Origin of the sequence: Micromonospora sp. AMSO1212t, from assembly GCF_008868145.1 — a bacterium.
GTDB lineage: Bacteria > Actinomycetota > Actinomycetes > Mycobacteriales > Micromonosporaceae > Micromonospora > Micromonospora tulbaghiae.
The window spans coordinates 15,534-39,594 of the sequence record NZ_WBKS01000044.1 but is presented as its reverse complement, the minus strand read 5'-3'; the positions used below and the strand labels follow the sequence as shown (position 1 = coordinate 39,594).

Annotated in this window: 27 protein-coding genes; 19 read left to right on the top strand and 8 right to left on the bottom strand. The window is 72.4% G+C overall.

The features are described 5' to 3' along the window. Positions 1–171 precede the first annotated feature (171 nt). The 3 genes from F8279_RS14225 to F8279_RS14215 form a co-directional block, all read right to left on the bottom strand. Positions 172–930, bottom strand: a complete 759-nt coding sequence (locus tag F8279_RS14225) for a VOC family protein (RefSeq protein WP_151500177.1) — start codon at positions 928–930, stop codon at positions 172–174. Positions 931–1,024: 94 nt separating this feature from the next. Next, positions 1,025–1,762 carry an ABC transporter permease gene (locus F8279_RS14220; protein ID WP_151500176.1) on the bottom strand — a complete coding sequence of 246 codons (738 nt, stop codon included), beginning with the start codon at positions 1,760–1,762 and terminating at the stop codon, positions 1,025–1,027. Between the two features lie 9 nt (positions 1,763–1,771). Next, entirely contained in the window at positions 1,772–2,659 is an 888-nt protein-coding gene (locus F8279_RS14215) for an ABC transporter ATP-binding protein (RefSeq protein WP_120572102.1), read from the bottom strand. Positions 2,660–2,807: 148 nt separating this feature from the next. Between F8279_RS14215 and F8279_RS14210 the strand changes: the two genes are divergently transcribed. From F8279_RS14210 to F8279_RS14195, 4 genes are read left to right on the top strand one after another with little or no spacing between them, the layout of a single operon-like run. Next, positions 2,808–3,128, top strand: coding sequence for a type VII secretion target (locus tag F8279_RS14210; protein ID WP_091414486.1), 321 nt, complete (start codon positions 2,808–2,810; stop codon positions 3,126–3,128). A gap of 11 nt (positions 3,129–3,139) precedes the next feature. Continuing rightward, positions 3,140–4,066 carry a WXG100 family type VII secretion target gene (locus F8279_RS14205; RefSeq protein WP_091414488.1) on the top strand — a complete coding sequence of 309 codons (927 nt, stop codon included), beginning with the start codon at positions 3,140–3,142 and terminating at the stop codon, positions 4,064–4,066. A gap of 9 nt (positions 4,067–4,075) precedes the next feature. Beyond that, a complete protein-coding gene (locus F8279_RS14200) occupies positions 4,076–4,429 on the top strand; it encodes a YbaB/EbfC family nucleoid-associated protein (RefSeq protein ID WP_151500175.1) in 354 nt (117 codons plus the stop codon). A 4-nt stretch (positions 4,430–4,433) separates the two neighbouring features. Continuing rightward, positions 4,434–5,033: a hypothetical protein gene (locus tag F8279_RS14195; RefSeq protein ID WP_151500174.1), complete on the top strand. Its 600-nt coding sequence runs from the start codon at positions 4,434–4,436 to the stop codon at positions 5,031–5,033. A gap of 125 nt (positions 5,034–5,158) precedes the next feature. Here F8279_RS14195 and F8279_RS14190 read toward each other — a convergent pair whose 3' ends face one another. Next, on the bottom strand, positions 5,159–7,204 hold the full coding sequence (locus F8279_RS14190; RefSeq protein WP_091414494.1) for an AAA family ATPase: 2,046 nt from the start codon (positions 7,202–7,204) through the stop codon (positions 5,159–5,161). A gap of 213 nt (positions 7,205–7,417) precedes the next feature. Here F8279_RS14190 and F8279_RS14185 point away from each other — a divergent pair, with 213 nt between their 5' ends. The 3 genes from F8279_RS14185 to F8279_RS14175 all read left to right on the top strand — a co-directional run bounded on the left by F8279_RS14185 (position 7,418) and on the right by F8279_RS14175 (position 10,226). Beyond that, positions 7,418–7,999 (top strand): helix-turn-helix transcriptional regulator, encoded by a 582-nt coding sequence (locus tag F8279_RS14185; protein ID WP_091414496.1) that lies wholly within the window; start codon positions 7,418–7,420, stop codon positions 7,997–7,999. 42 nt (positions 8,000–8,041) lie between these two features. Beyond that, positions 8,042–9,295 carry an MFS transporter gene (locus tag F8279_RS14180; protein WP_151500173.1) on the top strand — a complete coding sequence of 418 codons (1,254 nt, stop codon included), beginning with the start codon at positions 8,042–8,044 and terminating at the stop codon, positions 9,293–9,295. A 79-nt stretch (positions 9,296–9,374) separates the two neighbouring features. Further along, on the top strand, positions 9,375–10,226 hold the full coding sequence (locus F8279_RS14175; RefSeq protein ID WP_091414501.1) for a menaquinone biosynthetic enzyme MqnA/MqnD family protein: 852 nt from the start codon (positions 9,375–9,377) through the stop codon (positions 10,224–10,226). A gap of 14 nt (positions 10,227–10,240) precedes the next feature. Here F8279_RS14175 and F8279_RS14170 read toward each other — a convergent pair whose 3' ends face one another. After that, positions 10,241–11,176, bottom strand: coding sequence for a hypothetical protein (locus F8279_RS14170; RefSeq protein ID WP_091414504.1), 936 nt, complete (start codon positions 11,174–11,176; stop codon positions 10,241–10,243). Next, entirely contained in the window at positions 11,176–12,156 is a 981-nt protein-coding gene (locus F8279_RS14165; RefSeq protein WP_091414507.1) for a hypothetical protein, read from the bottom strand. Before F8279_RS14165 ends, F8279_RS14170 begins: the two co-directional genes overlap by 1 nt. Before the next feature lie 359 nt (positions 12,157–12,515). Here F8279_RS14165 and paaA point away from each other — a divergent pair, with 359 nt between their 5' ends. From paaA to paaE, 5 genes are all read left to right on the top strand, one after another. Then, a complete protein-coding gene (gene paaA / locus F8279_RS14160) occupies positions 12,516–13,583 on the top strand; it encodes a 1,2-phenylacetyl-CoA epoxidase subunit PaaA (protein ID WP_091414508.1) in 1,068 nt (355 codons plus the stop codon). Between the two features lie 110 nt (positions 13,584–13,693). After that, positions 13,694–13,981, top strand: coding sequence for a 1,2-phenylacetyl-CoA epoxidase subunit PaaB (gene paaB, locus F8279_RS14155; protein WP_091416078.1), 288 nt, complete (start codon positions 13,694–13,696; stop codon positions 13,979–13,981). Next, positions 13,978–14,700 (top strand): 1,2-phenylacetyl-CoA epoxidase subunit PaaC, encoded by a 723-nt coding sequence (gene paaC / locus F8279_RS14150; RefSeq protein ID WP_091414510.1) that lies wholly within the window; start codon positions 13,978–13,980, stop codon positions 14,698–14,700. Before paaB ends, paaC begins: the two co-directional genes overlap by 4 nt. Positions 14,701–14,755: 55 nt before the next feature. After that, entirely contained in the window at positions 14,756–15,232 is a 477-nt protein-coding gene (paaD, locus tag F8279_RS14145; RefSeq protein ID WP_091416081.1) for a 1,2-phenylacetyl-CoA epoxidase subunit PaaD, read from the top strand. Next, entirely contained in the window at positions 15,229–16,341 is a 1,113-nt protein-coding gene (gene paaE / locus F8279_RS14140; RefSeq protein ID WP_151500172.1) for a 1,2-phenylacetyl-CoA epoxidase subunit PaaE, read from the top strand. The genes paaD and paaE overlap by 4 nt, the downstream gene beginning before the upstream one ends. 27 nt (positions 16,342–16,368) lie before the next feature. On the opposite strand, the gene F8279_RS14135 is transcribed toward paaE, so the two are convergent. Both F8279_RS14135 and F8279_RS14130 read right to left on the bottom strand, forming a co-directional pair. Continuing rightward, complete coding sequence (locus F8279_RS14135; protein WP_225853273.1) at positions 16,369–17,022, bottom strand: hypothetical protein; 654 nt, start codon at positions 17,020–17,022, stop codon at positions 16,369–16,371. Positions 17,023–17,077: 55 nt separating this feature from the next. After that, positions 17,078–17,842, bottom strand: a complete 765-nt coding sequence (locus F8279_RS14130) for an N-acetylmuramoyl-L-alanine amidase (protein ID WP_225853272.1) — start codon at positions 17,840–17,842, stop codon at positions 17,078–17,080. Between the two features lie 289 nt (positions 17,843–18,131). On the opposite strand from F8279_RS14130, the gene mqnC reads away from it, so the two are divergent. The 7 genes from mqnC to F8279_RS14095 all read left to right on the top strand — a co-directional run bounded on the left by mqnC (position 18,132) and on the right by F8279_RS14095 (position 24,044). After that, entirely contained in the window at positions 18,132–19,322 is a 1,191-nt protein-coding gene (gene mqnC / locus F8279_RS14125) for a cyclic dehypoxanthinyl futalosine synthase (RefSeq protein WP_030500766.1), read from the top strand. 387 nt (positions 19,323–19,709) lie between these two features. After that, the gene (locus F8279_RS14120) at positions 19,710–20,420 is read left to right on the top strand and encodes a demethylmenaquinone methyltransferase (RefSeq protein WP_091414513.1); all 711 of its coding nucleotides are present in this window, start codon (positions 19,710–19,712) and stop codon (positions 20,418–20,420) included. A 75-nt stretch (positions 20,421–20,495) separates the two neighbouring features. Next, positions 20,496–20,714: a hypothetical protein gene (locus F8279_RS14115; RefSeq protein ID WP_030273586.1), complete on the top strand. Its 219-nt coding sequence runs from the start codon at positions 20,496–20,498 to the stop codon at positions 20,712–20,714. Positions 20,715–20,848: 134 nt separating this feature from the next. Next, complete coding sequence (locus tag F8279_RS14110) at positions 20,849–22,123, top strand: geranylgeranyl reductase family protein (RefSeq protein WP_091414515.1); 1,275 nt, start codon at positions 20,849–20,851, stop codon at positions 22,121–22,123. A gap of 132 nt (positions 22,124–22,255) precedes the next feature. Beyond that, the gene (locus tag F8279_RS14105) at positions 22,256–22,621 is read left to right on the top strand and encodes an NADH-quinone oxidoreductase subunit A (protein ID WP_013283601.1); all 366 of its coding nucleotides are present in this window, start codon (positions 22,256–22,258) and stop codon (positions 22,619–22,621) included. 11 nt (positions 22,622–22,632) lie between these two features. Then, entirely contained in the window at positions 22,633–23,313 is a 681-nt protein-coding gene (locus F8279_RS14100) for an NADH-quinone oxidoreductase subunit B family protein (protein WP_091414517.1), read from the top strand. Next, positions 23,310–24,044, top strand: coding sequence for an NADH-quinone oxidoreductase subunit C (locus F8279_RS14095; protein ID WP_091414519.1), 735 nt, complete (start codon positions 23,310–23,312; stop codon positions 24,042–24,044). Before F8279_RS14100 ends, F8279_RS14095 begins: the two co-directional genes overlap by 4 nt. Positions 24,045–24,061: the final 17 nt, after the last annotated feature.

Here is a 24,061-nt window from a genome sequence, read left to right as displayed (position 1 = left end):
AGATAGATCTTGGTACGAATCGGCCCTCCTGGGGGCCACTCCGTACCAAGATCTCGACCGTCCCCGCTTGTCCTCGTCGATCTTGGACTTTCGGCCCCGGCGAAAGGTGCGTATGCCGCGTCGGGAGGGCCGTAAGTGCAAGATCGACGGAGAGAGGCGGGGTGGGGTGGGTCAGCGCAAGGTGGAGATGGAGAAGAGGGCGCCGGCCGGGTCGCGCAGGGCGGCGCTGCGGCCGGCCGGGTTGTCGCGGGGCGGGACGAGGATGGTGCCGCCCAGCTCGGCGGCGCGGGCGGCGCTGGCGTCGGCGTCCTCCACCGCGAAGTAGACCGCCCAGTACGCGGGCAGGTCCGTCGGCATCGGCTCGGCCCGGGGCACCATGCCGGCGACGATCCGGGCGCCGCAGCGCCACCCGGTGTACGCGACCGGCCCGGCCGGGCGTTCCTCCGGATGCCAGCCGAAGACCAGCGCGTAGAACTCCTTCGCGCCGTCGGGGTCGGGGGTGACCAGCTCGTTCCAGCACATCGCACCCGGTGCGTTGTACAACTCGGCCCCGCGCATCGCCATCGGCTGCCACACGCTGAACACCGCGCCGGCCGGGTCGGCGAGCACCGCCATCCGGCCCTGCTGGGCGACGTCGAACGGGGAGACGACCACCTGCCCGCCGGCCGCCTCCACCCGGGTCGCGACCAGGTCGGCGTCGTCGGTCGCCACGTACGTGGACCAGACCGGCACCTGGTCCGGCGTACCGGGTGGCCCGGCCCCGGCGACCGCCTTGCCGTCCTTGCGGAAGACGGTGTAGCCGCCGGCGTCCGGCTCGGGGGAGATCTGCCCGGTCCAGCCGAACAGCTCGGGGTAGAACCGTCGTGCGTCGTCCAGACCGGGCGTGGCCAGGTCGGTCCAGCAGGGCGTGCCGGGCTCGACGCCGTTCACGGTGACCCCTCTCGCCGGGGGCGGCTCCGCTCGCCCGCCCTGTCGGCATCGTGGCACCGCCGGGTCGGCCGCCGGGCCGGAACCGGACAAAAGGTCAGCTGAAGCGGCGGCCCTCGTCCCGCCGGTACGCCCAGCCGGCCGCCGCGGCGAGCACGAGCACCCAGACCACGAGCATCACCAGCGCTCGGGTGTCCGGCCGGAAGTCGGTGACCGCAGCCCAGAGCAGTTCCACGGCGCCCCGGGTCGGCAGGTAGGGGGCGATCGCCTTGATGAAGCCGGGTGCGTCGTCCGGCCCGGAGAGCAGGCCACCGCCGAACGCGAGCGGGAAGAAGATCACCTGTGCCACCACGATCGCCGCCTTGCTCGGCAGCGAGTAGCCGATCGTCAGGCCGAGCAGCGTGAACGGCACCGAGATCACGGCCACCGCGCCGAGCCCGAGCAGGAACTGCAGCGCGCCGACCCGCGCCTCGGTGGCGACCGCCGCGATCACCACCACCGGGATCATCGACACGTAGGTCAGCACCAGCCCGGCCAGGATCCGCCCGGCCAGCCGTGGCGCCGGTCCGGCCGGCAGGGTCCGGGTGTACGGGTTCCAGGGCTGGTCGCGGTCCTCGGCGACACCCACGCCGTACTGGAAGATGTTGGCGCTCATCACCGCGAACGTCACCATGGCGGCGGTGGCGTAGGTGGCGCCGGCCGGGTCGTCGCCGGCGAACGGCACCACGAAGAACAGCATCGCGGCGGCGGGGAAGAACGCGCTGCCGACCACCGCCACCGGGATCCGGATGATCTCCAGGAGCTGGTAGCGGGCGTGGACGAGGGCGAGCGGCACGGCGGTCTCCTAGACAGGGGTGGGCGCGGGCCGGTCGTCGGCCGTGATGGCGAGGAACGCCTCCTCCAGCGAGGTGGGCCGGACCTCCAGGTCGCGGAACGCCACCCCGGCGGTGACCAGGTCGCGGACGAGCTGGTCGGCGTCGGTGGTGAGCAGGTGCACCCGCCCGTCGGCGCGTTCGGTGGCGACCACTCCCGGCAGCGCCGGCAGGTCGTCGGCGACCAGGCTGACCCGGCGTACGCCGACTATTCCGCGGATCGCCGCCACCGAGTCGTCGGCGAGCACCCGCCCGTGGCCGATCACCACCACCCGCTGCGCGAGCGCCTCCACCTCCTCCAGGTAGTGGCTGCTCAGCAGCACGGTGCCGCCGTCGGCGTGGAAGCCGCGGATCGCGTCCCAGAGCGCGTGTCGCGCCTCCACGTCGAGGCCGGTGGTCGGCTCGTCGAGCACCACCAGCCGGGGACGGCCGACGAACGCCAGCGCCACGGCGAGCCGGCGACGCTGCCCGCCGGAGAGACCACCGGTCTGCCGCCGTACCTGGTCGGCGAGGCCGAACCGGTCGAGCAGCTCGCCGCGCGGCACCGGGTCGGGGAAGTGCGCGGAGACGAAGTCGACCACCTCGCCGACCCGCAGCGTGCCGGGCAGGCCGGTCTCCTGCGGGGTGACACCGAGCTGCCGTCGGCTCGCCGGGTCGCGCGGGTCGCCGCCACACAGCTCGACCCGGCCGGCGGTGGGGCGGCGCAGCCCGACCAGCAGGTTGATCAGCGTGCTCTTGCCGGCGCCGTTCGGGCCGAGCAGGCCGACCAGTTCCCCGGACCGGACGGTCAGGTCGACCCGGTCCAGTGCCAGCACCTCGCCGTAGCGGCGGCTGACCTGTTCGGCGCGGGCCAGGATCATCGGCGATCTCCTCGGGCGGGGGTCGGTGCATCCCCTGTCTACCGTGCGTGCGCCAGCGGCGGTGTCCCCTGACCGGATGCTCGTATCCCCTAGTCTGGTGGCGCCGTCGACGACGGTGGAAGTTCCAACCGGACACTGGGGAGGGTCCGTGACCAGTCCGAGCAGGAATCTCGACGTCCAGCCGGAGGCGCTGAGGGCGTTCGCCGCCGCCTCCCGGGACCGGTCGTCCCGGTTCCGCGAGCTGGAGCGGGCGTTCCGCGACGGCCATGTGGCCCGGCACTCCTTCGGCGTGATGCCCGCGTCGTTCAGCCTCGCCGCGGCGTACGCGGAGCAGTTCGAGGCGTGCCTGCAAGGGCTGGCGGACGGTGCCGAGACCATGCTGACCGTCGCCACGGGGCTCGCCGAGACCGCCGCCGCCTACGACGACACGGACACGGCGAACGACACCATGTTCACCGCCGGCGGCTGAGGGGAGCGGGGATGAGCACCGAGGCGCTCCAGCGCAACAAGACCTACTTCGAGCAGATCGTGTCGGGCACGCCCGACCCGTTCAAGCCACTGTCGAACGCGGTGCTGTGGCCGTTCGAGCAGCTCCTGGAACTGGTCGCCGGTGAGCCGGACGACCTGATGCGGGCGGCCCAGCTCGCGATGACGACCGGGGAGGCGGTCCGGCAGATCGCCGGCGACCAGATCGCCGACCGGGCGCGGCTGCGCGGCGCCTGGGACGGCGACGCGGCGGAGAAGTTCCACGCCTCGATGCAGTCCATCGAGGACGCCATGGAGGATCTGGCGAAAGGGCTGGACGGCACCAAGGAGGTGCTGGTCGACTCCGCGAACGCGGCGGTGGACGCGTTCAACCTGCTGGTCGAGCTGATCCTGGAGTTCCTGCTCTGGTTCCTGACCGAGATCATCATCGCCGCGGTGGCGGCGGCGCTGAGCGCCGGGGTGAGCCTGGCCGCCACCGTGGTGCGGGTGCTGGCCCGGCTGGCCACCACCGTCGGCCGCATGGTCAAGATCGTGGCCCGGTTCGCGGAGATCCTCACGAAGCTCGCCACCAAGCTCCAGAAGGTCGCCAACCTGCTCGACCACTACGCCAAGGTGGTGATGGAGCTGCGCCGGGCCAAGAAGGCGTACAGCGCGTTCAACAAGTCCGGCTACACAAAGGCGGCGCTCGCCTTCAAGGTCGAACGCGCCGCCGTCCTCTTCCCGGGCAAGTTCGCCATCAACCAGGCGTCGCCGGTGAACATCCCCGGCATCGGCGGCGCGCTGCTCGACACCGGGATGGGCCTGCACGACGTCTCCGACGGGCGCAAGGACCGCAACTACCTGGTGGACGGCACGTACCACGAGGACCTGGGCCCGTACACCAAGGGCGTGCAGAACGTGTTCGACTCGATCGTGAACTGAGAGGCAGCAATGACGTTCCCGGCCCTGGACCGGATCGAGGCGCTGGCCCGCAACCTGGACGGGTGGCAGCGCGAACTCGGCGCGCGGATGGCCGAGCTGGAGCAGAGCAGCGCCGAGGGGGTGAGCGACTCCGGCCTGGTCACTGTCGTGGCCGCCGCCGACGGCAAGATCCTCTCCACCGACATCAACGCCCGCGCCATGCGCTTCGACTCGTACACGCTCGCCGAGGAGATCACCTCGGCGGCGAACCGGGCGCAGGAGGCCGCCGCCGCCCGCGTACGGGAGATCGTCGGCGAGGTGATGGGCAACGCCCCCGCCGCGGAGCGCCGCGCCGACGACGGCTACGGCCGCGACCGATACTGAGCCGATGGACGAGACCAGATACCGCGACCCGATCGGCCGGCTCGTCGAGCCGGGCGAGCGCGTCCTGGCCCACGCCAAGGCCGACGTCGGCCAGGGGCTCGCCCCGGCACCGCCGCCCGAGCCGGAGCCCACCGCCGAGCCGAGCCGGCGGACGGTCGGCTCGGTGCTGCTCAACGTCCTGCTGCCACTGGCCACCTGGGACCGCGGCGACCGCCTGGTCGACCTGATCGGCTGGGGGATCGCCGGGCGCGGCGCCCCCGGCTCGGCCGCCTCCCGCCTGCACCGCGCGCTCCGCCCGCCCCGGCCCGATCTCCAGGTCCGGGAGACGCTGCTCGCGGTCACCGACCGGCGGCTGGTGGTCTGCCGTACCGGCGGGGTCAAGCTGCTGGCCGGTCGCGAGGCCGAGGAACGCGCGCTGGCCGAGACCGCCGTGGCGTGGTCGGCCACCCGGGCGGAGATCGCCTCCGCGCGGGTGGGCTGGCACCGGCTCAACCCGAAGCGGCTGCGGATCGACTTCACCGACGGTTCCTGGCTGTCGTTCACCGTGCCGATCGCCGAGTCCGGCCGACCGCTGCGCGAGGTCGCCGCCGCGCTGTCCGCCTGACCGGACCAGCCCCGCCGGACCGTGGGCCGGGCCGCCGGACCGTGGGCCGGGCCGTCCAGGACCGCGGTCGGCCGTCCACGTCAGCGTGGCCGCGGCCCACGTCCGCGTGCGGCCTGGCCTCCGCGTCAGGCCGTCAGCGGCGCGGGCAGCGGCTCGCGGTGCAGCACGGCCAGGCGGGAGACCGCCCGGGTCAGCACCACATAGAGGCGGTGCAGCCCGCGAGGCTCGGCGGCCACGATCGCGGCCGGCTCGACGACCACCACGTGGTCGTACTCCAGGCCCTTGACCAGCGTCGCCGGGACCACTGTGACGCGCGCCGCGGCCTCGACGTCGTCGGCGGTCGCGGTCTCGACGCCCGCGTCGGCGAGCGCCGCGCGGAGCCGGTCGACCGCGTCGTCGGCGGCGATCACACCGACCGAGCCGTCGTGCGCGAGCGCCGCCCGCACCTCGGCCACCGTCGCGGCCGTCAGGTCCTCGGCGGTACGCACATCCAGCGCGCCGTCGTTGCGCAGCGACCGGGCCGGGGGTACGTCGACGGCGAGCGCCGGCAGCAGCCGGTTCGCGAACGCGACCACGGCGGCCGGCACCCGGAAGCCCACGCTCAGCGGCACCACAGCGGCGTCCGGCTTGCCCAGGTGGGCCAGGGACTCCCGCCAGTCGGTGGCGGCCCAGGGCGCGGTGCCCTGGGCCAGGTCGCCGAGCAGCGTGATCGAGCCGTGCTCGCTGCGCCGGGCGATGGCCCGGCACTGCATCGGGGAGAGGTCCTGCGCCTCGTCGACCACCACGTGCCCGAAGCCGGCGGGCCGTTCCAGCAGCCCGGCCACCTCGTCGATGAGCACCGCGTCGGCGGCGGTCCACCGGGTCGCCTTCGCGGTGCGGGCGACCTTGCCGGACCGGAACAGCTCCTGCTCCTCGGGCGTGAGCAGGCCGTCCGCGGCGGCGGCGAGCGCGTCGGCGTCGGTACGCAGCCGGTGCAGCAGCCCGTCCGGGGTGAGCGCCGGCCAGACCGTGTCGAGCAGGTCGGTGACCGGCTTGATCCGGCTCATCCGGCGCAGCCAGGCGTCGCTCGGTGACTCCGCCCGGCGGGCCTCGGCCTGGCGTTGCAGCAGCCCCACCACCCGTGCCCGGACCCGCTCCCGGCCGGTCGCGTAGGGCAGCCCCTCCTGACGGGTCTCGGTGACCAGCCGGTGCAGCGGGTCGAGCCCGATCCGCCACCGGTACGAGCCGTCCGACACCATGATCGGCTCGGTCGGCGTACCGATGTGGGCGTCGACGGCCCGGCGCAGCACCTCGGCCATCCGGACGTCGTGCTTGAGCACGGCGGCGGCCGGGTCGTCGACCGCGCGGACCGGCACGCGCGTGACCAGGTCCTCCACAGTGGCCTGCTCGACCTCGACCTCACCGAGCGCCGGCAGCACCGCCGCGATGTACGACAGGAACGCCCGGTTCGGCCCGACGATCAGCACACCCGAGCGGCGCAGCCGTTCCCGGTGCAGATAGAGCAGGTATGCGGCGCGGTGCAGCCCGACCGCCGTCTTGCCGGTGCCCGGCGCGCCCTGTACGCAGATCGAGTCGGCAAGATCGGCCCGGACCAGCTCGTCCTGCTCGGGCTGGATGGTGGCCACGATGTCCCGCATCGGGCCGACGCGGGGGCGCTCGATCTCGGCGGTGAGGATGCGGCTGGCGGTGCCGAGTTCCTCGCCCCGGTCCAGGTGCTCGTCCTCGAAGCTGGTCAGCGTCCCGGCGCTGAACCCGAACCGGCGGCGTACGGCGACACCCTGCGGTTCGCGCGCGCTGGCCCGGTAGAACGACCGGGAGACCGGCGCGCGCCAGTCCAGCACCAGGGGCTCGCCCAGCTCGTCGGTGACGTGCCGCCGCCCGACGTGGTACTCCCGCCCGGCGTGGTCCGGGTCGCCGCCGCCGAAGTCCAGGCGGCCGAAGAACAGCGGGGTGGTCGGGTCGTCGGCCAGCTCCTTGACCCGCCGGGCCATGTGCCGGCCGAGCTGCTCGGCGGTGTACGAGTCACCGGCCACCTTGTCGCCGGTGGCGAAGAGCGCCTGGGCGCGTTCCCGCATCCGGGTCAGCGCGGCGCGGGAGGCGTCGAGGTGGGCACGCTCGGCGGCCAGTTCGGCGTCGAGGCCGGGGGTGGCGTCAAGGTCGGTTGCGGGCACTGTGAACTCCGATGGCTCAACTGAGGCTCGCTCGCGTGTCCGGGGCGGTTGGCCTGCTCCCGGCGCGGGGACGTCCGCTGCGGTGCATGCTCACCGCGGCCGTCGGGCGGTCCTCCACGCTACGGGAGCACCGGCAGGTCGCGCCAACGAATTTCCTGATGTCGACCGCGGGGGGCGTGTCCGTCGGCCCGGCCCGACGGCGATCATTGGGGCATGACCGAGGCGCTTCCCGGCAGGAGCAAGGTGACGATCAGCGATCCGCAGGTGATGCGGGCGCTCGCTCACCCGGCCCGCATGGCGATCATGGAACATCTCGGCACGCTGGAGGGCGGTGCGACGGCCACCGAGTGCGCCGAGATCGCCGGGCTGTCGCCGAGCGCGACCAGCTATCACCTGCGCGAGCTGGCGAAGTTCGGGCTGGTCCGGCAGGCGCCCGGCCGGGGTGACGCCCGGGAGCGGGTGTGGCAGGCGGTGAACCCGTCGTATCACGTCGAGGTGGGGCCGGACGCCGACCCGGAGGCGCGTGCCGCCGAGGCGGCCCTGGTCGAGGCGCACATGGTCCGTGACGCCCAGCGGGTCCGGGAGTGGTTGCGCCGCGCGGCGGACGAGTCGCCGGAGTGGTACGCGGCGACCTGGTTCAGCGACAGCGTGCTGCTCCTGACCGCCGAGGAGTTGTCCGAGCTGAACCAGGCGGTCCAGGCGCTGATGGAGCCGTATCGGCGGCGGACCCGGACCGATCCGCCCGCGGGGGCACGGCCGGTGGCGACGCAGTACCGGGCGATGCCTCTCGACTGACAGGGGTTGCGTACGACAGTTGTGAAGGATTACTTTCGAAGTATGTCTTTCACAACTGTCGAGTCGCGCTGGCCTGACGTCTGGTTCGCGGCCACCGCGCGCGGCATCTCCAGTTGCGGGAACTTCCTGGTCACCAGCGCCCTCACGCTCGCGCTCCAGTCCGCCGGAGCCGGTGGGCTCGCCGTCTCCGGGCTGCTGCTCGCCGCGACGCTGCCGCTGGTCGCGCTCGCCCCGCTGACCGGCCGCCTCGCCGACCGGGTGGACAGCCGGGTGCTGCTGATCGCCACCGGCATCGGCCAGGTCGCGACATGTCTGGCGCTCGCCTACGCCCGGGACCCGGTCCTGGTGATCGCGCTCGTGGCGCTGCTGGCCACCGGCCTCGCGGTCTCCCAGCCGGCGATCTCCGCGCTGGTGCCGGCCATGGTGCGGCCCGAGGACCTGCCCCGGGCCGGCGCGCTCAACCAGACCGCCGGCACGCTCGGCGCGCTCGCCGGACCGGCGCTGGCCGGGCTGCTCGTCGGCCAGTTCGGCACCCGGGTGCCGCTGCTCCTCGGCGCGATCAGCTATCTCTCGCTGGTCGCGGCCGGGCTGCTCGTCCGTACCCGCAGGGGAGGCCGCCGGGCGACGGCCGGCGTCACCACGGCGGTCGCGCCACCGTGGCGGCTGCGCCGCGACCCGCTGCTGACGGTGATGGTCGGCAGCGTGGCAGCGGTGATCGGCGCGGTCGGCGCGGTGAACGTGATCGAGGTCTTCTTCATCCGGGAGACACTCGGCAGCAGCGCCACCGTGTACGGCCTGGTCACCGGCTCCTGGACGCTCGGCATCGTGCTCGGCGCGTGGCTGTTCGCCCGGGTCGCCCGCCGGCTCGCCGACGACGGCGCGCTGCTCGGCGCCGGGCTGGTGCTGCTCGGCGGCTGCGGTCTGGCGGTGCTCGTCTCGGCGGCGGTGCCCTCGGCGTGGCTGCTCGTGCCGATCTGGCTGCTGGGCGGTGTGGGCAACGGCGGCGACAACGTCTTCAACAACCTGCTGCTGGCCCGGCGGGTGCCGGAGGCGGCCCGTGGCCGGGCGTTCGCGTTCTTCGGGGCGGCCGCCCAGGGCGCCGCGATGGGCGGCTACCTGGTCGGTGGCCTGCTCCTGGAGGTGGCCGGCCCGCGCGTGCTCGTCGCCGGATGCGGCGTGGCCGGACTGCTCGTGGTCGTGGCGCTGGCCTGGCCGGTGCGTCGCGCGGTACGCGCCGAGCGGGCCGCCGTCGCCCGCGCGGCCACGCCCGGCGCCGTCGCCGTGGCAGGCGGTTAGGCGCCGCCGGGGTGCGTAGTTCGCCACTCGATCGGATCCCCCGGCGGCGAGGTCGGAGCCACGGCGATACGGTCGGGTCATGGCCGACCGCATCGCCCGCCCCCGGGTGGGGCACATCCAGTTCCTCAACTGCCTGCCCATCTACTGGGGGCTGATGCGGTCCGGCGCGCTCATCGACGTCGACCTGCACAAGGACTCGCCGGACCGGCTGAGCGCCGACCTGGTCGCCGGTGACCTGGACATCGGCCCGATCACGCTCGTGGAGTTCCTCAAGCACGCCGACGATCTGCTGCTCCTGCCCGACCTGGCGGTGGGCAGCGACGGGCCGGTGCTCTCGGTGAACGTGGTGTCCACCCGCCCGCTGGGCGAGCTGGACGGCGCCCGGGTCGCGCTCGGCTCCACGTCGCGTACCGGGGTGCTGCTGGCCCAGCTGCTGCTCGCCGAGCGGCACGGGGTGCGCCCGGAGTACTTCCGCTGCCCGCCGGACCTGACCCAGATGTTGCTGGAGGCCGACGCCGGGGTGCTCATCGGCGACGTGGCGCTGCGCGCGCTCTACGAGGCGCCGGCCAAGGGCCTCGAAGTGACCGACCTGGGGCAGGCGTGGCACGACTGGACCGGTCTGCCCATGGTGTTCGCCGTCTGGGCGGTACGCCGCGAGTTCGCCGCCGCCCACCCCGGCCTGGTCAAGGAGGTGCACGAGGCGTTCCTGCGCTCGCGTGACCTGTGCCTGGCCGAGCTGGACCAGGTGGCGGAGGCGGCGGCCCGCTGGGAGACGTTCGACGCGGCGACGCTCGCCACGTACTTCCGGGCGCTCGACTTCTCGCTGGGTGAGCGGCAGGTGGCCGGGCTGCGCGAGTTCGCCCGCCGGGCGGCCGCGTACGGGGAGGTGCCGGCGTTGCCGGCCGACGGCCCGGAGTTCTTCCAGGGCTGAGCGCGGCGCGCGGCTCAGGGCGCCGGGCGCAGCAGCGCCTTGGTGATCCGTTCGCAGGCGTCCATGCCGTACTCCCAGCCGCCCTCGACGCCGAACGGGGTGCGCAGCATCACGCCCATCGTCCAGGTGTCGCCGATGGCCAGGCAGTTGACGTGGTACTCCTCTTCCTTGTCCCGGTCGATCCACCCGTTCTTGATGGCGATCTTCTTCTGCTGGGCCGCCGGGAACGCCTTGCGGATGCCGAAGTCGCCGGGAGCGCGGACCTGGCGCATCTCGCTGAGCAGCCACTTGGTCCACTTCGGCCCGGCCGCGCGGCCGTCGTCGATGCAGAGACCGAGGCGGGCGGTGTCCCGAGGGGACAGCTCGGTGCGGCTCCAGCCGCCGTCGGAGGCGACCTCGCTGTCGGTCAGCTTGCAGATCGAGATCAGCCGCTCGATCGAGTCCGAGCCGCCGACGCTCTCGTAGAACTCCTGCGCCCGGGTGTTGTCGCTGTCACGGATGATCTTCGTGGCGTCGGCCAGCTTCGCGTCGCTCGGCGTCCTGCCGTCCTCGGCGCTCAGGCGCAGGTAGTCGGCCACCACCCAGGACTTGATCAGGGACGCCGTCGTGCTCGTCTCGCCCATGTTCGACGAGCCGATGATCTTCCCGGTGCGCTTGTCCAGCACGGACCAGGCGTACCAGCCCTTGATCTTGAGGCTGTCCAGGTTCTTCGCCTGGAACGGCAGCGGTTCGAGCGACCGCGAGGGGGCGACGCGCGGCGCGTTGCGGTCGACGGATTGCTGCGCCGACCGCTCGCTCGTCGGCTCGGGGTGAGAGTTCGCGGTGGCCTCCAGCGGTGAGCCGGGGATCACGCGCAGGGAGAGGCCGAGCAGGCCGACGAGGACCGCAGCCAGGGCGCTGAACGCGAGCGGGCGCCGATAGCTGCCGGGCCGACGCCGGGCACCGGCCATCAGAGCTTCCCGACCGGTTGCTGCGGCACCTTGAGCGCGGCGCCGGGCTGCGGCGTCACGAGCTGGGTGGCGACGGCGGCGCACATCTTCGCACCGTACGGCAGACCGGAGCGGCCCGGGTACCGCATCATCACGGCGAGACTCCACTTGTCGGTGAACGCCAGGCAGCTGACGTGCCAGTTGCCGTCGTAGGCGAGCTGCGTCCAGCCGTTCTTCATGTGCACCGGCCCCTGCGACTTGATCGTCGCCGGCAGGCCGTCGATGATGCCCCACCGACCGCCGCCGGACCGCTCGCCCTGCTTGCTGACGCTGCCGGCGACCTTGGTCATCTCGCTGAGCAGCCACTCGGTCCACTTGGGGCCGGCGGCGCGGCCGTCGGCGATGCAGTCGCCGAGGCGGGCCGCGTCCCGGGGGGACATCTCGGTGAAGCTCCACCAGCCCTTGTAGTCGGGCACGTCGCCGGGCCTGGTGTCGGTCAGGCCGCAGATCCGGATCGCCCGCGCGATGACCGGGTCCGGCTTGCCGCCCGGCTGGGGCCTGTAGGAGCCGCCCGCCGCCCGGTAGACCGCGTTGGCGCCGTCGTCGTCGCTGTCCCGGATCGCGAGGATCGCCGCCTTCTTGAGCCCGGCACTCGGCTGCTTGTCGCCGAGCTGGCGAAGGTAGTCCGCGACGATCCAGGCCTTGAGCATCGACTCGGTGGAGCTGGTCTGGTTCATGTTCTTCGCGCCGGTGACCGTGCCGGTCTCGCGGTCCATCAGGGCCCAGGAGAGGAACTCACCCTTGAAGTTCACCGACACCGGGGCGTCGGCGAGCGTCGGGGGCGCCGGCGCGGTCGGTGCCGGCGCCGGGACCTGCTCGCCGCCGCCGAGGCCGCCCGCGCCGTCTCCGCCGGAGAGCTTCGCGTACGCGGCCGGCACCAGCATGACGCCACCGATGATGATCGCCACGATGGCGACCGCCATGGTCACGCGAGGTCGCATGAGTGGTGAGCTCCAGATGTCTGGCCGGGGGGACCGGCACTTCCGCATGGGTTCGGCCCGGTCGCCACTAGGCCGGGGGACGATGGCCTGAACGGTGACGATCATGAAGCCGAACGGTTTGCCGGTCGGAAGTCTACTTCCGGACAGCCTTGATGCCAGGTCTCGACACCCGTGACTTTGCCGGGTGGGCGGGATATTGAGCCGCTTTGCGGTCCTTGGGGGATTTCTTCTTTTCCAAGTGATCGACATCACAGCTACCAGGGCCGATGTCGGCACGCGTATGCCCGGTGACGCGCGGTGGCCCTCGAAACCTGTTACACCCTCTGGTGTCATTCGTGGCGAGCTGTAACACTGGCTGCATGTATGGCAACGACTTCGCCCCGCCGGAGGACGCTCCGGGCGGCGGCCTGCTCGGCGAGGTGGAGGCGGCGGAGGCCGCGCTGCGCGAGGCGGCGGCGCGGGCCCGGCGTGGCGGCGCGGCCCCGGACGAGGACGTCGAGGCGTACTTCGCCGACGTCATCAACGCGGACCAGAAGATCGAGCCCCGCGACTGGATGCCCGAGGCGTACCGCAGGACGCTGATCCGGCAGATCGCCCAGCACGCCCACTCCGAGATCATCGGCATGCAGCCGGAGGGCAACTGGATCAGCCGGGCGCCCTCGCTCAAGCGCAAGGCGATCCTGCTGGCCAAGGTGCAGGACGAGGCCGGTCACGGCCTCTACCTCTACGCGGCCGCCGAGACGCTCGGCATCAGCCGCGACGAGTTGGTGGAGCTGCTGCTCGACGGGCGGCAGAAGTACAGCTCGATCTTCAACTACCCGACCCTGACCTGGGCCGACGTGGGTGCGATCGGCTGGCTGGTGGACGGCGCGGCGATCGTCAACCAGGTGCCGCTGTGCCGCTGCTCGTACGGGCCGTACGCCCGGGCGATGATCCGGGTCTGCAAGGAGGAGTCGTTCCACCAGCGCCAGGGCTACGAGATCCTGCACACGCTGGCGCACGGCACCCCGGCGCAGAAGGCGATGGCGCAGGACTCGGTGGACCGCTGGTGGTACCCGTCACTGGCCATGTTCGGCCCGCCGGACGGCGACTCGACGCACAGCGCCCAGTCCATGGCCTGGAAGATCAAGCGTTTCTCCAACGACGAGCTGCGCCAGCGCTTCGTCGACATGTGCGTCGGCCAGGCGGAGGTGCTCGGCCTCACCCTGCCCGACCCGGACCTGCGCTGGAACGACGAGCGGCAGGCGTACGACTACACCCAGCCCGACTACGCCGAGCTGATGCGGGTGATCAAGGGTGACGGGCCGTGCAACCGGGAGCGCATGGCGCACCGGCGCAAGGCGCACGCCGACGGCGCGTGGGTACGGGAGGCCGCCGCGGCGTACGCCGCGAAGCGGGCGGAGCGAAAGGAACCGGTGGCGGCATGAGCGAACGCACCGAGCGGAGCGAGGGCCGTGAGGGCATGCCCAGTCGGCACGGCATGAGCGAACGCACCGAGCGGAGCGAGGGCCGTGAGGGCATGCCCGGTCGGCTCGGCATGAGCAGCTCGTCCTCTCCCCTGTGGGAGGTCTTCGTGCGGGCCCGCCGTGGCCTGTCGCACACCCACGTCGGCAGCCTGCACGCCCCCGACGCCGAGCTGGCCCTGCGCAACGCCCGGGATCTCTACACCCGCCGCCAGGAGGGCGTCTCCATCTGGGTGGTGCCGGCGAGCGCGATCACCGCGTCCAGCCCGGACGAGAAGGACGCGTTCTTCGACCCGGCCGCCGACAAGGTCTACCGCCACCCGACGTTCTACGAGGTCCCCGAAGGGGCGGCCCACCTATGAGCCGGTTCGACTTCACGCTGGCCGTCGGCGACGACGCGCTGATCGCGGCGCAGCGCCTCGGTGAGTGGACCTCCCGCGCGCCGGAGATGGAGGAGGACATCGCGCTCGCGAACATCGCCCTCGACCAGCTCGGCGCGGCGCGGCTGCTGCTCACGTACGCGGGCGAACTGGAGGGCGCGGGCCGCGACGAGGACGACCTGGCCTACCTGCGCGACGACCGCGAGTTCCGCAACTGCCTGCTGGTCGAGCTGCCCAACGGCGACTTCGGCGTGACCATGGCGAAGCTGTTCTTCCTGGCCGCCTACCAGGTGCCGCTCTACTCGGCGCTGGCCGGCTGCGCGGACGAACGGCTCGCGGCGGTCGGGGCGAAGGCGCGCAAGGAGTCGGCGTACCACCTGGACCACGCCGCGCTGTGGGTGAAGCGGCTCGGCGACGGCACCGAGGAGTCGCACCGGCGCATGCAGGACGCCGTCGACCAGGTGTGGCCGTACGTCCACGAGCTGTTCGCCCCGGACCCGGCGGCGCCGGTCGACCCGTCCACCCTTCGGGCCGACTTCGACGCCACCGTGTCCGCCGTGCTGGACGAGGCCACGCTGACCCGGCCGGAGACCGGCTGGGCGCCCGGCGGCGGCCGGGACGGCCTGCACACCGAGCACCTCTCGTACCTGCTCGCCGAGATGCAGGTGCTGCACCGCGCCCACCCCGGAGCGAGCTGGTGAGCGCGAGGAGTGCAGCGGAGCGGAGCCCCGCAGTCGTGAACGGAGGGTGGCGCTGGTGACCGACGCCAGGGCGGCCGCGGCGGCGGTGGTGGATCCGGAGATCCGGGTCATCACCATCGACGAGCTGGGCATCCTTCGCGCGGTCGACGAGGAACCGGGCACCGGCCGGGTCGTCGTCACCATCACCCCCACCTACACCGGCTGCCCGGCCATGGACGTGATCCGGGAGGACATCCGCCGGGCGCTGGCCGCCGCCGGGCATCCGGACGCCGAGGTCCGTACCGTCTACCACCCGGCGTGGAGCACCGACTGGATCTCCGACAGCGGCCGGGCCAAGCTCGAAGCCGCCGGCATCGCCCCGCCCGCGCCGCGCGGCGACGACACGGTGGTGCCGCTGACCCTGGCCGTACGCTGTCCGCGCTGCGGGTCGCCGGAGACCACCCAGATCAGCCGCTTCGGCTCCACCGCGTGCAAGGCGCTGTGGCGCTGCCGCTCCTGTTCCGAACCCTTCGACCACCTGAAGGCGCTGTGACTGTCACCATCACCCGGCCGGTGCGCCGCCGGCCGGTCTTCCACCCGCTGCCCGTCACCGCCGTGGACCGGCTCACCGACGACTCGGTGTCGATCACGTTCGCGGTACCGGAGGCGCTGCGCGAGACGTTCGCGTTCTCAGCCGGGCAGCACCTCACCGTCCGCCGCCCGGCCGGCGCCGACGGCGAGGAGGTGCGGCGGTCGTACTCGATCTGCTCCACCCCGGACGAGCTGGTCCGGCACGGCCGGTTGCGGATCGGGGTGCGTGAGGTGCCGGGTGGGGCGTTCTCCGCGTACGCGTGCGGCGCGCTGCGGGGCGGCGACACCGTCGAGGTGCTGCCGCCGCTGGGCCACTTCACCTCCGCGTTCACCCCGGACCGGGTCCGCCGGTACGGCGCGGTGGTCGCCGGCTCCGGCATCACCCCGGTCCTCGGGCTGGCCGCGACCGCGCTGGCCATCGAGCCGCGCAGCACGTTCACGCTCGTGTACGGCAACCGCACGGCGAACTCGGTGATGTTCGCCGAGGAGCTGGCCGACCTGAAGGACCGCTACCCGACCCGGCTGCACCTGGTGCACGTGCTGTCCCGGGAGATGGGCGAGTCGGCGCTGCTGTCCGGGCGGATCGACGCCGACCGCCTGACCCGGCTGCTCGACACACTCGTGCCCGGTGACGAGATCGAGGAGTGGTTCCTCTGCGGCCCGTACGGCATGGTGGTGGACGCCAAGGCGGTGCTCGCGGGTCGCGGCGTGCCGGATGCGGCGGTGCACACCGAGCTGTTCCACGTCGACGCCCCGCCGGAGCCGGTCCGGCGCGAGACCGACCGGCCCGGGTCCGGCACCGAGGTGACGATCCTGCTGGACGGCCGCTCGTCCAGTTTCACGATGGGCCGGGACGAGCGGGTGCTCGACGCGGCTCTGCGGGTGCGCGGCGAGTTGCCGTACGCGTGCAAGGGCGGCGTGTGTTCGACCTGCCGGGCCAAGGTGACGGCCGGTGAGGTGACGATGGCGCGCAACTACGCGCTGGAGCCCGACGAGGTGGCCGCCGGTTACGTGCTGACCTGCCAGTCCAGCCCGGTCACCGAAGAGTTGACAGTCGACTACGACGCGTGAGCTGACCGGCGGGGCGGCACCCGCCGATCAGTACGGCAGCGGCAGCGGCGCCGATGCCTGACGCCCCCGGGCCCGGCGGACGTGGCCGCGCCATCCGGCGAGGAGCGCGAACAGCGTCCAGCCGACCGCGCCGAACACGAGCATGGCCCGCTTGCCGGCGGCATCGACGTCCTCGGCGTCGGCCAGTTCCACCTGCCGCCGCGGGTCGGTGAGCACGGTGAGCTGCTGGCCGACCCGGTAGTCGGGAGCGCTGCCCTGGTAGACGAGTGGCTCGTCGAGCGGACCGGAGTCGCTGCGGAGCGCGAACTCGTGCCGTTTGCCGGACGTCTGCACGTCGGTGATGGTGACCTGCTGGGCGACGCCCCGCTCCTGCAGCACCGCCTCGGGGGCGAGCTGCACGCTTCCCACCAGCACGAAGAGGGCCGGCACCACCGACAGGACAGCCAGCCACCAGGCCCGGTGCAGCAGGCGCAGGGCGACGGTGAAGGCGAAGCAGCCGACCAGGCCGAGGCAGATCGGCACGGCCTGGGACAGCCCGACCGTCAGGTAGCCGACGAGCGTGTTCACCGCGATCACGGCGAGGCCGAGGCCGGCCACCACCGCCGTCAGCACGAGGGACCAGAGGGCGGGGCGGGCACCGGCCACGACGACCGGGGTGGGCGGATGCGATGCGACGGACACGCGGCGAGCCTAGGAGACGGGCGCAAGATCCCTCGCGCCCGTCGCCCGGCGCGGGTCAGCTCGGCGCCTTGACCTGACCGTCGAAGGCGATGCTGCGCCAGAGGTCGAACTGGCGGTCGTTGCCGACGAGCGGGTTGCCGACGAGCGCGACGGCGGCGAAGACCTCTTCGTCGTTGCGGAGCAGGCGGAAGTAGCCGGGGCCGACCAGGGCGATGCCCCGGTTGGTGGACTGGATGAGTTTCATGTCGTCCTTCCAGAGTTCGAGGGGCGGGTTCCCGGTGAGCTGCCGGGCGACGTCGGAGCGCATCGTGTCGAGGTCGATGAAGGAGGGATCGATCTTGCCGGTGGTGCTGGTCTCCCGGTGGCCGCGCGCATGGGAGGCGTCGCGGCCCAGCCGGCGCAGTACGGCGGCGGTGGCGAGCACCGAGGCGGAGTACTGAGCGGGCGTCATCCGCTGGTCGACCCCGTTGTAGTCGATCTCCCAGCCGACCATCAGCGTGTTGCCGTCGCCGGCCGGGATCGGGCCGCTGCCGCGGCTTCTTCCGGCGTGGTTGGCCCGCCCGCCGGAGATGACGTGGAACACACCGTGGTAGTCGACGAGCGCGTGGCAGAGCGGGCCGGGGAGGTCGGAGCGGCCGTTGATGCAGATGCCCAGCGCGGGGTGCGGGTTGGTGGCGCCGGAGGTCGAGGCGGTGTGGTGCCAGAGCACGCCGATCGGGTCGAACGAGCTGCCGGCGACGCGGCCGAGCCAGTTGCCCTCCTCCACCACTGTGACGCCGGCCGAGCGCAGCACGTCGGCGAGCCACGGGATGGTGGCCATCAGCGCTCCAGCAGGTCGGCGAGGCACTCCGGCGCGCGGGTTGTGGCCGCCACGGCGGGGCGGGGGGTCGCGGCGAGGGCCAGTCCGCCGGCAGCGAGGGGAGCCAGGACGAGGAAGGCGCGCCGGCGGAGGGCGCGCCCCGTTCGGGGTAAGGGTTCGTCAATCATCGATGCATCGTAGTTGGTCGATGGAATTCCCGGGGGGAGTGGCGCTCGTCACCGTGTCTCCCGCGCCGGATCCCCTGGGTGGGCCGGTCGAGGGCGAGGGCGGTCGGCGTACGCTCGGGAGTGTGACGGCGAACCGGGAGATCGACGACATCCTGCAACGCGGCGCGGACGGCGGGCGGATCACGCCCGAGGAGGCGCTGCTGCTCTACACCGACGCGCCCTTCCACGCGCTGGGCGAGGCGGCCGACGCGGTACGGCGGCGCCGCTACCCGGACAACATCGTCACGTACCTGATCGACCGCAACATCAACTACACGAACGTCTGCGTGACGGCGTGCAAGTTCTGTGCGTTCTACCGGGCCCCCAAGCACAAGGAGGGCTGGACCCACCCGACCGAGGAGATCCTGCGCCGTTGCGGCGAGGCGGTCGAGCTGGGCGCCACCCAGGTCATGCTCCAGGGCGGGCACCACCCGGACTACGGCGTCGAGTACTACGAGGAGCTGTTCTCCTCGGTCAAGAAGGCGTACCCGCAGCTCGCCATCCACTCGATCGGCCCGAGCGAGATCCTGCACATGGCCAAGGTCTCCGGCGTGAGCCTGGACGAGGCCATCGCCCGGATCAAGGCCGCCGGCCTGGACTCGATCGCCGGTGCCGGCGCCGAGATGCTGCCGGACCGCCCGCGCAAGGCGATCGCGCCGCTGAAGGAGTCCGGCGCCCGCTGGCTGGAGGTCATGGAGCTGGCGCACCGGCAGGGCCTGGAGTCGACCGCCACCATGATGATGGGCACCGGCGAGACCAACGCCGAGCGCATCGAGCACCTGCGGATGATCCGCGACGTGCAGGACCGCACCGGCGGTTTCCGGGCCTTCATCCCGTGGACGTACCAGCCGGAGAACAACCACCTCAAGGGCCGTACCCAGGCGACCACGCTGGAGTACCTGCGCCTGGTCGCGGTGGCCCGCCTGTTCTTCGAGACGGTGCCGCACCTCCAGGCGTCCTGGCTGACCACCGGCAAGGACGTCGGGCAGCTCGCGTTGCACATGGGCGTGGACGACCTCGGCTCGATCATGCTGGAGGAGAACGTCATCTCCTCGGCCGGCGCCCGGCACCGGTCCAACCTGCACGAGCTGATCGGCATGATCCGGTCGGCCGACCGGATCCCGGCCCAGCGGGACACGCTCTACAACCGGCTCGCGGTGCACCACACGCCCGCCGACGACCCGAGCGACGACCGGGTGGTCTCGCACTTCTCGTCGATCGCCCTGCCCGGCGGCGGGGCCGGGAAGTCGCTGCCGCTGGTCGAGGTCAACTGACCCGGTTCCGCCGTTCGGCCGGTCGGCGTCCGTCGTGCGGCCGGAGCTCCGCCCGTTTCCGGTGAAGCTTGCGCCAGGGGTCTTCACCTGCGTGATCACCGGCGGCTAGCCTGCCCGCGCGACACCACCGATCCGGGCCGCGAGCAGGCTGGTAACAGGTCGGCGGCGACCCGGTCGAGCACGGCCCGGTGAGCCGGCGACGCCATTACGCTTGCGGCGTCCGCCGGACCGTCGTCCTCCATCGGCCCATGAGGGCCGTTCATATAACGCACCGCGGCAGGGGCGGGATGGGTGACCATCCCGCCCCTGCCGTCTGCCGGGATCGATGGGAACAACGGCCGCGTACCCGGGGGGAGGCGGGGGTGGCGCGGCTGGCAGAGTGGAGGGGTGAGTCGTACCCCGCAGGGCCAGCGCGCCAGCCTGGACAAGCAGCCGCACGAGGTCGCCGCGATGTTCGACGGCGTCGCGGCCCGCTACGACCTGACGAACACCGTGCTCTCGTTCGGGCAGGACCGGTCCTGGCGGCGGGCCACCCGGGCGGCGCTCGGGCTGCGCCCGGGTGAGCGGGTGCTGGACGTGGGCGCCGGCACCGGTGTGTCGACCGAGGAACTGGCCCACTCCGGGGCGTACGCGGTCGGCGCGGACCTGTCGCTGGGCATGCTGTACGCCGGCAAGCGCACCCGCCCGTCGGTGCCGCTGCTGGCCGGGGACGCGCTGCGGCTGCCGTTCGCCGACGCCAGCTTCGACGCGGTCACCATCTCCTTCGCGCTGCGCAACGTCAACGACACCGACGCGGCGCTGGCCGAGCTGGCCCGGGTCACGCGGCCGGGTGGGCGGCTGGTGGTCTGCGAGTTCAGCACCCCGGTCAACCCGGCGTTCCGCACCGTCTACCTGTCGTACCTCATGCGGTCGTTGCCGGCGGTGGCCCGCGCGGTGTCGAGCAACCCGGACGCGTACGTCTACCTGGCGGAGTCGATCCGGGCCTGGCCGGACCAGGCGGCGCTGGCCGCGCGGATCGGCGCGGCCGGCTGGGGCCGGGTGGCGTGGCGCAACCTGACCGGCGGCGTCGTGGCGTTGCACCGGGCCGTCCGAAACTGACCGTCCGACCGGCGGACACTCGGTCATTTCGTGAATATCCGGTTTTGGTCTACTTTGTCCCGTAGGCTCGCCCCCATGACGGGACCAGACCAGGCCGCCACCGACGACGACGCCGCCGAGCTGATCGCGCAGCTCCGCGAGTTGGCCGGCGCGGATCCCGCCGATGTCCGGCAGGTCGTCGCCGAGGTGCTCGCCGCGCTGGACCGGGCCGCCGGTGGCGCGTTGCGCGACCATCTGCCCGAGGCCATCCGGCTCGACGCCGGACTCGGACCGGCCGCGCAGGCGCGCCCCTGACCGGTCCCGACGCTCTTACCGGCGCGTTTCCGCTAAGTTAGGCCCCCCTCAGCGCGTACTGGTGTAACGCCGGTCATAGACTCCAACCGGATCGGCTTGTGAAGCATTTCACGAGCATGCGGGAGGAGGCGCGGATGACCGCGGTGGAGAACGACGCCGACGTCATCGTCGTGGGCGCCGGTCCCGGAGGATCGGCCACGGCGTACCACCTGGCGCGGCACGGCGTACGCGTGCTGCTGCTGGAGAAGACGGAATTTCCCCGGGAGAAGGTCTGCGGTGACGGGCTCACGCCCCGCGCCGTGCGGCAGCTGATCCGGATGGGCGTGGACACCTCGCCCGAGGCGGGCTGGCTGCACAACAAGGGCCTGCGGGTGATCGGTGGCGGAGTACGCCTGGAGCTGGACTGGCCCGACCTGGCCAGCTTCCCCAACTACGGCCTGGTGCGGACCCGGCTCGACTTCGACGACCTGCTCGCCCAGCGCGCGGTCGCCGCCGGGGCGAAGCTGCAGACCAGCGTCAACGTCCTCGGGCCGGTGCTCGGCGCCGACGACCGGGTCGTCGGCGTGCAGGCCGAGGTCGGCCCGGACAAGGAACCCGCCACGTTCCACGCGCCGCTCGTGGTCGCCGCCGACGGCGTCTCCGGCCGCTTCCCGCTCGCCCTCGGGCTGGCCAAGCGGGAGGACCGCCCGATCGGCGTGGCCGTCCGCCGCTACTACCGCTCGCCCGCCAAGCACGACGACGACTACCTGGAGTCCTGGCTGGAGCTGCGGGCCAAGGGCAACGACGCGCTGCTGCCCGGCTACGGCTGGATCTTCGGCCTCGGCGACGGCCGGGTGAACGTCGGCCTGGGCGTGCTCAACTCCTCCTCGGCGTTCGGCAAGACGAACTACCGCAAGCTGCTCACCGACTGGCTCGCGAACACCCCCGAGGACTGGGGGATGACCGACGAGTCCAACGCGGAGGGTCCGATCCTCGGCGCCGCGCTGCCGATGGGCTTCAACCGGGTACCGCACTACACCCGCGGCGTGCTGCTCGTCGGCGACTCCGGCGGCATGGTCAACCCCTTCAACGGCGAGGGCATCGCGTACGCGATGGAGTCCGGCGAGATGGCCGCGGAGGTCGTGGTGCAGGCGCTCGCCCGCCCGGCCGGCGCGGAGCGGGAGCGGGCGCTGATGGCGTACCCGCAGGAGCTGAAGGCCCGCTTCGGCGGCTACTACCGGCTCGGCGGCGTCTTCGTGAAGCTCATCGGCCGGCCCGAGATCATGCGGATGGCAACCAAGCACGGCATGCCGCACCCGATGCTCATGCGCTTCGTGCTCAAGCTGCTGGCCAACCTGACCGACCCGCGCGGCGGGGACGCGATGGACCGGGTCATCAACGCGATGACGAAGGTGGCTCCGGCCGTGTAGAGACGACCGGCCCGGGGCCGAAAGCCCACGAGCCGGACAGAGATCGACCCCGCCGACCGAGGTCGTGAGGGACGTGAATAGTGTGATTTTGGCCAACCACCGAGGTCAGGGAAGGACGAGCAGGGGACAACGATGACGCTCTCTCCTTACGCACCCATCATCGGGCTGTTCGCCCTCGCTGCGGCGTTCGCGCTGTTCTCCGTGGCCGCTGCCCGACTCGCCGGCCCGCGGCGTCTCAACAAGGCCAAGCTCGAGGCGTACGAGTGTGGCATCGAGCCGAGCCCGCAGCCGGTCGGCGGCGGCCGGTTCCCGATCAAGTTCTACCTGACGGCGATGCTCTTCATCGTCTTCGACATCGAGATCATCTTCCTCTACCCCTGGGCGGTCTCCTTCGACGCCCTGCCGATCTTCGGCTTCGTGGAGATGGTCCTGTTCATCGTCGCGGTCTTCGTCGCATACGCCTACGTCTGGCGGCGCGGCGGCCTGGACTGGGACTGAGGAGGTAGCAGATGGGCATCGAGGAGAAGCTCCCCTCCGGCGTCCTGCTCACCAGCGTCGAGAAGCTGGTCAACTGGACGCGGAAGACCTCGGTCTGGGGTGCCACGTTCGGTCTGGCCTGCTGCGCCATCGAGATGATGGCGGCGGGCGGCCCGCACTACGACATGGGCCGCTGGGGCATGGAGGTCTTCCGCGCCTCGCCCCGGCAGGCGGACCTGATGATCGTGGCCGGCCGGGTGAGCCAGAAGATGGCTCCGGTCCTGCGCCAGATCTACGACCAGATGGCCGAGCCCCGCTGGGTCATCTCGATGGGCGTCTGCGCCAGCAGCGGCGGCATGTTCAACAACTACGCCATCGTGCAGGGCGTCGACCACGTCGTCCCGGTCGACATGTACCTCCCCGGCTGCCCGCCCCGGCCGGAGATGCTCATCGACGCGGTTCTCAAGCTGCGCGAGAAGATCATGCACGAGCCGCTGGGCCCGAACGGCCGCAAGATGGCCGAGGCCCGCCTGGCGCGCGGTGACGTGCCGGTGGTGCCGTACGGCTCGATGCCCTCGTCGTACCGCAGCGACAAGGCCCGCCGTGCCGAGTGGACGAAGGCGGTCCGCGAGGGGCGCGAGGAGCAGCTTCGGATCGAGAACTGGATGAAGGCGCAGAACCACCTTCAGGCGTCGCATAGGGGCCCGAAATGACCGCACCGAACGACAGGAACAACGACGGCGGGGTGCCGGTACCCACCACCCCGGCCGGTGCCAGCTCCACCGCCCCGGCGGAGTACCCGCCGGCCAGCCCGGCCGGTCGGGGCATGTTCGGCAACCAGGGCACCGGTGACGTCTCCGGCTACGGCGGCCTGGTCCGCCAGCGCCAGCCGATCGAGGAGGCGGCCCGGCCGTACGGGAGCTACTTCGACGAGGTGCGGGACGCGCTGGAGGAGGCGTACCCGGACTTCGGCGACGCGATCGAGAAGGTCGTGGTCGACCGGGGCGAGCTGACCCTGCACGTCCGGCCGGAGCGGATCGCCGAGGTCTGCCAGGTCATGCGCGACGACCTCGCGCTGCGCTTCGAGCTGCTCTCGTCGGTGTCCGGCGTGGACTACCTGGGCGCGGAGCGCCGCCTGCACGTGGTCTACCAGCTCACCTCGATGACCTACCGCCGCAGCGTCCGGCTGGAGGTGGCGGTCTCCGCCGAGGAGCCGCACGTCCCGAGCGTCACCGCCGTCTACCCGACCGCCGACTGGCAGGAGCGGGAGACGTACGACATGTTCGGCGTCGTCTTCGACGGTCACCCCGCCCTGACCCGGATCCTCATGCCGGACGACTGGGAGGGGCACCCGCAGCGCAAGGACTACCCGCTGGGCGGCGTCCCCGTCGAGTACAAGGGTGCGGAGATCCCCCCGCCGGACAAGCGGCGGTCGTACCAGTGAGCGCGAGGAGTGCAGCG

Coding starts and splice junctions, on each gene's coding strand:
- F8279_RS14215 (WP_120572102.1), bottom strand. CDS start 2,659: ATGATCCTGGCCCGCGCCGAACAGGTCAGCCGCCGCTACGGCGAGGTG.
- F8279_RS14205 (WP_091414488.1), top strand. CDS start 3,140: ATGAGCACCGAGGCGCTCCAGCGCAACAAGACCTACTTCGAGCAGATC.
- F8279_RS14200 (WP_151500175.1), top strand. CDS start 4,076: ATGACGTTCCCGGCCCTGGACCGGATCGAGGCGCTGGCCCGCAACCTG.
- F8279_RS14195 (WP_151500174.1), top strand. CDS start 4,434: ATGGACGAGACCAGATACCGCGACCCGATCGGCCGGCTCGTCGAGCCG.
- F8279_RS14185 (WP_091414496.1), top strand. CDS start 7,418: ATGACCGAGGCGCTTCCCGGCAGGAGCAAGGTGACGATCAGCGATCCG.
- F8279_RS14180 (WP_151500173.1), top strand. CDS start 8,042: ATGTCTTTCACAACTGTCGAGTCGCGCTGGCCTGACGTCTGGTTCGCG.
- F8279_RS14175 (WP_091414501.1), top strand. CDS start 9,375: ATGGCCGACCGCATCGCCCGCCCCCGGGTGGGGCACATCCAGTTCCTC.
- F8279_RS14170 (WP_091414504.1), bottom strand. CDS start 11,176: ATGGCCGGTGCCCGGCGTCGGCCCGGCAGCTATCGGCGCCCGCTCGCG.
- F8279_RS14165 (WP_091414507.1), bottom strand. CDS start 12,156: ATGCGACCTCGCGTGACCATGGCGGTCGCCATCGTGGCGATCATCATC.
- paaA (WP_091414508.1), top strand. CDS start 12,516: ATGTATGGCAACGACTTCGCCCCGCCGGAGGACGCTCCGGGCGGCGGC.
- paaB (WP_091416078.1), top strand. CDS start 13,694: ATGAGCAGCTCGTCCTCTCCCCTGTGGGAGGTCTTCGTGCGGGCCCGC.
- paaC (WP_091414510.1), top strand. CDS start 13,978: ATGAGCCGGTTCGACTTCACGCTGGCCGTCGGCGACGACGCGCTGATC.
- F8279_RS14130 (WP_225853272.1), bottom strand. CDS start 17,842: ATGGCCACCATCCCGTGGCTCGCCGACGTGCTGCGCTCGGCCGGCGTC.
- F8279_RS14115 (WP_030273586.1), top strand. CDS start 20,496: ATGACGGGACCAGACCAGGCCGCCACCGACGACGACGCCGCCGAGCTG.
- F8279_RS14110 (WP_091414515.1), top strand. CDS start 20,849: ATGACCGCGGTGGAGAACGACGCCGACGTCATCGTCGTGGGCGCCGGT.
- F8279_RS14105 (WP_013283601.1), top strand. CDS start 22,256: ATGACGCTCTCTCCTTACGCACCCATCATCGGGCTGTTCGCCCTCGCT.
- F8279_RS14100 (WP_091414517.1), top strand. CDS start 22,633: ATGGGCATCGAGGAGAAGCTCCCCTCCGGCGTCCTGCTCACCAGCGTC.
- F8279_RS14095 (WP_091414519.1), top strand. CDS start 23,310: ATGACCGCACCGAACGACAGGAACAACGACGGCGGGGTGCCGGTACCC.